The sequence below is a fragment of the Coleofasciculus sp. E1-EBD-02 genome (genome assembly GCF_040218245.1).
Taxonomy (GTDB): Bacteria; Cyanobacteriota; Cyanobacteriia; order Cyanobacteriales; family Coleofasciculaceae; genus Coleofasciculus.
Map to the genome: position 1 here is coordinate 1 of NZ_JAVJQN010000187.1, position 6,712 is coordinate 6,712.

Annotated in this window: 6 protein-coding genes; 1 reads left to right on the top strand and 5 read right to left on the bottom strand. The window is 47.5% G+C overall.

What is annotated here, in order from left to right:
* Positions 1-145 precede the first annotated feature (145 nt).
* From RIC07_RS28755 to RIC07_RS28775, 5 genes are all read right to left on the bottom strand, one after another.
* Positions 146-1,384 carry a glycosyltransferase family 4 protein gene (locus RIC07_RS28755; protein WP_446397502.1) on the bottom strand — a complete coding sequence of 413 codons (1,239 nt, stop codon included), beginning with the start codon at positions 1,382-1,384 and terminating at the stop codon, positions 146-148.
* A gap of 181 nt (positions 1,385-1,565) precedes the next feature.
* Complete coding sequence (locus RIC07_RS28760) at positions 1,566-2,621, bottom strand: NAD-dependent epimerase/dehydratase family protein (protein ID WP_446397503.1); 1,056 nt, start codon at positions 2,619-2,621, stop codon at positions 1,566-1,568.
* Entirely contained in the window at positions 2,618-3,673 is a 1,056-nt protein-coding gene (locus tag RIC07_RS28765) for a Gfo/Idh/MocA family protein (protein WP_446397504.1), read from the bottom strand. Before RIC07_RS28765 ends, RIC07_RS28760 begins: the two co-directional genes overlap by 4 nt.
* A 109-nt stretch (positions 3,674-3,782) precedes the next feature.
* Positions 3,783-4,538, bottom strand: coding sequence for an FkbM family methyltransferase (locus tag RIC07_RS28770; RefSeq protein ID WP_446397505.1), 756 nt, complete (start codon positions 4,536-4,538; stop codon positions 3,783-3,785).
* A 21-nt stretch (positions 4,539-4,559) separates the two neighbouring features.
* The gene (locus tag RIC07_RS28775; RefSeq protein ID WP_446397506.1) at positions 4,560-5,579 is read right to left on the bottom strand and encodes a glycosyltransferase family 2 protein; all 1,020 of its coding nucleotides are present in this window, start codon (positions 5,577-5,579) and stop codon (positions 4,560-4,562) included.
* 98 nt (positions 5,580-5,677) lie between these two features.
* Between RIC07_RS28775 and RIC07_RS28780 the strand changes: the two genes are divergently transcribed.
* The coding region (locus RIC07_RS28780; RefSeq protein ID WP_446397507.1) for a glycosyltransferase family 61 protein at positions 5,678-6,712 on the top strand (1,035 nt) is incomplete at its 3' end.

The following is a 6,712-nucleotide window of genomic DNA, read 5'->3' on the forward strand; positions in this document are numbered from 1 at the left end:
GGTGTCTAGAGATTCCTAGACCTACATTTAAGCCAAGCTAGAGAAATGCTTGGAAGTGATTATCCCCTACCAACTCATGCCCTATTCATGACTTCCTGGCAGGTTATCTCTGCCAATCCCTAACCTCAACGAAGTAGGTTAGGGTTCATGAAAAAGCCTCTGGACGGATAGATTCCATTATACCATCAAGGGCAGCCGTCATCACCCGATACAAGCGGGCGACTTCATGATTCAGGTTAAATTCTGTTTCCACCTTTTCTCTTCCAGCAGCGCCGAATTGAGTACGTAGCTGAGGTTCAGTGAGTAATGTTTTAATTCGCTCAGCTAAGGTAGTAGAATCTCCTGGAGGTACAATATAACCACTCACCCCATTCTCCACCAACTCACTCACCCCCGCAATTTGGGTAGTGACGACAGGGACACCCGCCGCCATGGCTTCCATCAGGGAGACGGGGACACCTTCGGCAAAGCTGGGAAGAACGAATACATCGGTTTCCTGCATATATTCCCTGACTTCAGCTTGAGACTTATAGCCCACAAATTTTACAATATCATTCAATTCTAGCCCTGCTGTCATCTGTTCCAGTTCCGCCCGATCCTCACCATCACCGACAACAGTGAGGATAATTTCTGGCTGGGAGGATTTTAACGCCGCCAGACTTTCGAGTAAGACAGGTAACCCCTTAGCGGCGGAGAGTCGCCCCACATACAGCAATCGTTTACCCGATTGGTTATGGGACACTATGTTAAATAAAGCGGGATCAACCCCACAGTGGACGATGTGCAGGCGATTCCAAGTGTCAGTAGGGGCAAACAGCATCCCTTGACTGCGACAGAAATGACTGATACAGATAACAAAGAGCGATCGCGTGATTTTCTGATCAATCCGCCAACGGTAGGGTTCAAAGAAGATGTAGGGACCATGCATTGTGAAGCTGAATGTAAAGCCCCCCAGTTCCGCCGCTAGCATGGCTACGGTGCAGCTTGAATCCCCCAGGTGGTTGTGCAGGTGTTGAATCTGTTTTGCCTGAATCTGTTGCGCCAGCAGACCGGCTTCGGCAAAGTAGAATAATTGGTAGAGTGTGCCGCGTAAACCTGGTTGGTTGGTTAACCATGCCAATTTTAATGCCTTGAGATAACGTATCGGTGAACTGAACAGAAGCCGGATATGGGCAAATAGTAGCGCGATCGGGTTTGGGGGTAAGATGTAGAAGGTTTGGTCACGCTCAGTCTTTTGTTCTGTACCGACAATCTGCTCATCACCGGGACGACGAATCGAGAAGGTGGATACGTCTACACCTTTCTCTCGCAAGCCAGCGATTTCTCGTTGGATGAATGTATCAGTCGCCCTAGGATAAATCCCGGTTAAATAGGCAATTCGCATGGATTCATGTATGAAAAAAAGAGGGGTTGGGTTAGCTTATGTTCTCAAAGAGACACTTGTAGGGTGGGCAAGACTTATCACTTGTGAAATCCTGATATTATCATTGGTTGCTCTTGCCCACCACAGGGTAACTTGGGATTTATTACCTGTGTCGAAGAAAGGCTAAAGCCCTGACTACGAACTACGAACTACGAACTACAGGCGTGGGTGATGCTGGAGTCTGATGGGGTACATCTAATAACTCGACATCACTACAACTGCGCTCAATCGCGGTTTCTAGGGAGTATTTGGGCGTCCAGTGCAAAATTTCCTTCGCCCGTTTGTTACTATATCGTAATGGCTTAAACCGAGCATGTAATTTGGCGGGTACTAAAATACCGGGAAGTCTGGCTTCACCCTGGAAAAAGAACTGGTTGACGAACCACGCTAGATTAGCAATCAGTCGCATCACTGTCCAGTTCACCGGAATCGTGCGTGGGGGTGAGTCCATGCGCTTGATTAGTTCATGGGCGTAGGTACGCTGTCTGGGGAGATTGTCGTCCACAATATTGATGGTTTGGCTGATCGCCTCCTCGTATTCAGTCGCTGCCACTATAGCATCAGCACAGTTTTCCACATACGTCAAGGGCATTTTCGCATACGCCCCAATCCGCAGCCATAAATTTTCACCCAGTTGACCGCCTAGACTGGCATTCCAGAGACAATCTCGTCCATACACCATACCAGGGCGGATAATGGTGACTTGTCCATCCTGCTGCTGTTCAAACTCACGGAAGAGTTGTTCCTGGATTAGCTTGGTTTGGGCATATTCATCCCGTTGTAACGGATTGGGTTCAATCGGGGAATCCTCATCCAGTAGGCTTCCGGAACGCCGATGCAGGTAGTCATACACCGAAAACGTACTAATCCCAATCAGTCGCCGCACATTCGCCTCTGTCATCGCCTCCAGCAGGTTCTCCGTAGCGATAACTGTACCCGCAAACTGGGTGTAGAAATCTCCTTCCTTGACAGCCGCCAGATGAATCACCGCGTCCACGTTTTGGAGTGCATCGGCAATCCCCCGCCGTTGACGCAAATCAATACGGGCTAACTCTACCCCTGGATGATTGTGCCACGGTAGACGGGTTTCGTCACTAGCGGGGCGGACGACTGCCCGGACTTGATGCCCTTGGCGTAGGGCTGCAGCCACAATATATTTTCCCAGAAAACCGGATGCACCAGTGATCAATAACTTCATCGGCGATTTTCCTCCGCAAGCAAGGCTTCAACTAGACGGCTTGTCCGTTCCATGTCCTCGAAACTGATGGGTAAAGGCTTCCCCTCGATTAACGCCTGATAGGTTTGGTCAAGTAGCCGCTGTAACCCTTCGTAGGGCGTTTTTTGGAGAATTTTGCGGCGAAAATTGATCAAACTGGCGCTCATGAATTCCCATCCATTGACAAACTGGTTAATCAGGGGAGTTAGTTGTTTTCCACCGGAGCGAGGTACGACACAGCGCAGGTACGGTTGAAACAGATCAGTTTCAGCATAACCTTTCGAGCCGCGTACTGTAACCATGAAACAGTCGGGTTGGGTATAGCAACTAAATCGTAGCCGCCCATGTACTGAACCGCCAATGATAGTGGCGTCAAAATCGTCGTATTTAAACAAGCTATCACCGCCATGATTACTCCAGGCGGCGCTAACCCGTTCACAATCGGGTAGGAAACGCAGGGCGAGATAGGAGAGGTGGGTAATGAAATCATGAATCACGCCAGCGGGAAGTTTGTGAACGGGATGCGGGAGATTGGCGTCGCCATAGGGACTATTGCTGCGGATATCCAGGGACATGCGGACTTCTACCTCCTGTACCTCACCCAGGGTTCCTTCTGCAACCAGTTTTTCTATGGCGAGAATGGGTTCATTGAAGCGATAGTTTTGGTCTTCGATTAGGTGGCTTTCACAGTTCTGGGAAATTGACCACAGTTCTTTGAATTCCGCGTATGTTGGTGTAATCGGCTTTTCACAGATAACGTGAACCCCTGCTTCTAAGCAATCGGTAGCAATAGATTTATGGGTTTGAGGCGGAGTAAGAACATGAACCACATCCGGCTTGGCGTTCTCCAACATCTGGCGATAATCTAAATAAGCCGAGTCAGCGCCAAACCGTTGACAGGCATAGTTAGCAGCCGCTGGGGAAAGGTCACAAACGCCGACGAGATGCGCCCGTTCCGATTTTTGGAGAAAATTTAAATGTTCCTTGGAAATTCCCCCTGTGCCAATTACTGCTGCTTTCAGCGCTGTCGCCATGAACACTCTACTCCTTTGGTTACCGAGGTTTTGTTGAATCTGGAGTTCAGGGTGGCAGAAACAACCCGCCAGTCAACAGTCAACATCCCATTTTACTGGTGGACAAGTTTCATCGCCAAGCTCTTAGAGCGCGTATCCGTTGTACCCACTGTCGCATAGTCACCCCAAGTCTTGTCCTCAACGGTAAGTGATAGTCTAAACTGGAATGAACCCAGTAATCGTCTGCTCCTTTAACTTTAACCAGCTTGTACCCCTGGGATAGCAGAAGCTGACGCAGTTTCTGCAAATGCTTTGAACCCTTCTCAATGGTCATACACCCGAACCTGTATTCATCAAAGGGGAAATTCCGTAAAGCCCGATATTCCGCCCCTTCAATATCCATACTCAGGTAGTTAATGAACTGGGGCGCGTTATATTTTTTGAGTAAGTCTGAGAGTGGGATGGCTTTGACAGTAATGTCTTGACATCGTACCTGATCCCCGTAATAAAGGCGGCGATGGGACTGACTCATTTCCTCAACCACACCACTAGTGCCAGGTATGTCCAGATTCAGGTTAAATTGTAGTTCAGTTGACTCATCCCATAGAGCAACTGGTTCAACATAGCAGGAACGGTTGTGCTGGACTTTTTGATATCGGTTAGGGTTGGGTTCGATACAAATACCGTTCCAGCCAAGCTGTTTCTCTAAGGCGTAGCTATTGGAATACTTTATCCCATTGGGTCCAGCACCTGCATCGATGAAGAATCCGTCGCGTTTACCCGGAAATACCTCACTGATGACCCACTGATCTTGCTGGTGTTGGGGATGAGAATAAAATTGGAAATCCTGGAAATCCTTAGATGGTGTGTCTGCTACATTTGCCATTCTCCCCGACTCCTAACCCAATTAAGGTTCGACTCCTTCAATGATTGGCGTTTTGTACTCAATCAGCGTTGCTGGTTTACCTCGCCAGCGGGTTAACCAATAGTTTATCTGTCCGATGACTTGGGGGAACTTGTAGAGGACACAGAACAGGGCGTACAATCGAGCATGGGCTGGTGGATCACCATAGTTTCGGCGATATTGATAGACTCGTCCCATTAAGACGGGATAACCGAGAAATAGCAGCAGACTTAGCCCGGATGTGAACCAGGCAAGACCAAGAGCAACTAAGGGGAGAAATAGTCCCCATATCCAACCACTGAGACTTTCCCGAATCATATACCGTTCTGGTGGTTTACCGTGCATCGCCGCACCTTCTGCCATTGCCCAACCGCCTCGGATAGAGCGTTTCCACCATTGACTAAACTTTAGCATTGCCGCATCATGATACGTCATGTCGGCATCAATACGACGAATTTTCCAGCCCCGTTGACGCAGGCGGATACACATTTCCGGTTCTTCCCCGCCAATTAGGGTGTCGTTGTAGCCGTTTACTTCTCGAATGGCATCAACGCGGATTAAGGCATCCCCACCACAGGCTTTAGCTTCACCCACAGGGGTGTTCCATTCCATATCCGCAAGGCGGTTATAGATTGAGGCATCTGGGAATCGTTCCCGCCGTCGTCCACAGGCGATCGCTAATTTATGATCATTATCTAGGGTTTCCTGGGCTTGTTCAATCCAGCCGGGGATGAGTTCGCAGTCGCCGTCGATAAACTGGACATAGTTGATATCGGGGAAGTGTTCGATTAGATACCTGAATCCCGTATTCCTTCCCCGCGCCATGGTAAACGGGAGGGACATATCCAGGTTGATCACTTGGACACCCAGGGATTCCGCCGCTTCCACGCTGCCATCCGTGGAACCGGAGTCCACGTATATAATGGGTGTATCTTGGGGAAGGAGTGCGATCGCGGATTTCAAGCAACGGATCAGTCGCTGTCCCTCGTTTCTGCCAATGGTGACTACCCCAATGCAGCTCATTGATTTGATAGTATAGTAGAGTCATCTTCTCACACTATACCTTAGATAGTCGTCTATCTAACTGTTACGCCTGAATTATTCCCCAAGGCAAATTCAATATGAATAAACTTTCTCTATTTGCTAAGGATAAGTTGATCTCCCGAAAGAATTACAAGTCTATTTCAAATTTTATTAAAGACTCTAAAATCTTTAAAAATCTATTCGCCAACGTCTGTAGTGCTTGGTCAATCCCTAATTCGGAAGAGTTCCAGACAAGTATAGTTTATCATTTTCAGCATCCGGAATTAAAAAAACCCCTTTTTTACAACAAAGATGCCCAAGGAGAATTGTTAAAAGAGTCTCCCCCCTCTGAAACTTCTTATCCTGCCGGAATAATATCAGTGTCTGATATTTGTGTATCCTTTCCCTATCCTGTACATCGATGGAAAGGAAAAGTTTTTGTAGAAGCCTTACGAGGAACTTCAAAATTTGTCAGTGAACCCCGATATCTGATCGCCTTAGAAACCATCCCTTTTGCCAAGAAAACCAAGATGCCAGAAGGTGTGCTGTTGGCGATGCCGTCTCTCAACAACTATTATCACTGGCTGGTGGAGATCCTGCCAAGACTCCGAATGGTTGAAGAAGACGAGAGATTAAGGGATTTACCCTTAATTATGCCCAAAAATAAACTGGCTAAGTATGTTTATGATAGCCTAAAGATTACCGGATACTTCGATAAAGTACAATTCTTAGATGATGGCGTCTATCAGTTTGAGAAACTACATATACCAACGTTGTTTTCTCCTCCCTGTAACCCTTCTCCTCTAGCCATTGAATGGCTAAGAAACCACTTTTTAACAGAAACGATTACTAAAGGAAAGCGACGCATTTATGTGTCTCGTCGGGATTCGGCAGAACGATATGTCTCCAATGAGGTAGAGGTTGAAGAACTGCTTTCGGAGTTTGGTTTTGAAACAATTTGTCCTGGTAATTATTCCTTAGAAGAGCAAGTGAAAATTTTTCAAGAAGCTGAGATGATTATAGGTAGTCACGGTGCCGCCTTTGCTAATCTAGCATTTACACCGTCTGAATCGGTCTTTATTGAGTTGTTTAGAAAAAGTCGTGGGAATCCCGTATATCGGAAACTCGCTGCA

What these genes read in the sequence shown, in the direction of transcription:
- RIC07_RS28755 (WP_446397502.1), bottom strand. Translation starts at nt 1,384, where the DNA reads ATGCGAATTGCCTATTTAACCGGGATTTATCCTAGGGCGACTGATACA.
- RIC07_RS28770 (WP_446397505.1), bottom strand. Translation starts at nt 4,538, where the DNA reads ATGGCAAATGTAGCAGACACACCATCTAAGGATTTCCAGGATTTCCAA.
- RIC07_RS28775 (WP_446397506.1), bottom strand. Translation starts at nt 5,579, where the DNA reads ATGAGCTGCATTGGGGTAGTCACCATTGGCAGAAACGAGGGACAGCGA.
- RIC07_RS28760 (WP_446397503.1), bottom strand. Translation starts at nt 2,621, where the DNA reads ATGAAGTTATTGATCACTGGTGCATCCGGTTTTCTGGGAAAATATATT.
- RIC07_RS28765 (WP_446397504.1), bottom strand. Translation starts at nt 3,673, where the DNA reads ATGGCGACAGCGCTGAAAGCAGCAGTAATTGGCACAGGGGGAATTTCC.